This window comes from Mesorhizobium sp. WSM4850 (genome assembly GCF_055811735.1).
This window is the reverse complement of the sequence record NZ_JBVVPV010000147.1, coordinates 1-926: the sequence shown is the minus strand read 5'-3', so window position 1 is coordinate 926 and position 926 is coordinate 1. Positions and strand designations below refer to the sequence as shown.

Below are 926 nucleotides of genomic sequence, written 5' to 3'. Positions count from 1 at the left end.
GCGCGGACATTTCCGGCCTACGCATGGAGCCGCATTTCTGAGCCGTCGACCGCTGTTGCGTCGAAAGCGACGGGAACACTGTGAACGATGCATGTCGCCGCCAGCATCGCCTCCAATTCGGCGTCGGTGGCCTTGCAAGCCGGCATTAGTGTTCGAATGGCGCGGATTGCCTGTGAGATGGAGAGGAACCGGGCCTTGCCCCTGGAGAGGACATAGGCCTCTGCCGCACTTTCAACCGTGATGGTGTGAAAAGTGTTGGTCATCAACAGTGCCTCCCTGCTCAACCATCCGACTTTCGGCCTATATGCGGCGGCATTCAAGCATATGTCCGATACCGGACAATCAGGCGGAGGCCAGGCCGAAGTGACGGTGATCGTCGTCGCCGTAGGCACCATGCGTGAGCTTTATCATTCCGGCACGGTCGACGATGGTGATCTCGCCGCGCTTGGCGTGAACCAGCCCCCGATATTCAAGCATTTGGAGGGCAGTGGTAACCCCCGGGCGCCGAGAGCCAAGCATGGTCGCCAGAAATTCACGTGTCAGGTAGATCTTATTTCCTTCAGCACGGTCGTGGACCATGAGCAACCAGCGGGCCAGCCGCTCCTCGATTTTCGAATGGCCATTGACCAGTGCCGTCCGGGACGACTGGACAAGGAAGGCGTGGGCATACCGGAGCAGTGACTCGCGAAGGGACGGGCTTTCTCTAATCGCAGAGCGAAGACTTTCAACAGGCAGGCTCCAGCCATTACTGGCGACCTGGATATAGGTTTCATTGGAAGACCTGTCCTGGCCGAGAATGACGGCAACTCCGGTCATGCCGTCGTAGCCGATGATGCCAACCTCGCTTTGTCGCCCTCCGGTCATGGTGGCGACCACCGAAGCGATACCCGCCTCTGGAAAATACACTTGCTCAATCGGCTGATATG

General features: G+C 58.6%; 2 protein-coding genes. Both read right to left on the bottom strand.

What is annotated here, in order from left to right; genetic code table 11:
• Positions 1-17: 17 nt before the first annotated feature.
• Complete coding sequence (locus tag AC0L2Z_RS35320) at positions 18-263, bottom strand: hypothetical protein (protein ID WP_473630634.1); 246 nt, start codon at positions 261-263, stop codon at positions 18-20.
• 79 nt (positions 264-342) lie between these two features.
• On the bottom strand, positions 343-926 hold a 584-nt coding region (locus tag AC0L2Z_RS35315), incomplete at its 5' end, for a Crp/Fnr family transcriptional regulator (protein ID WP_473630633.1).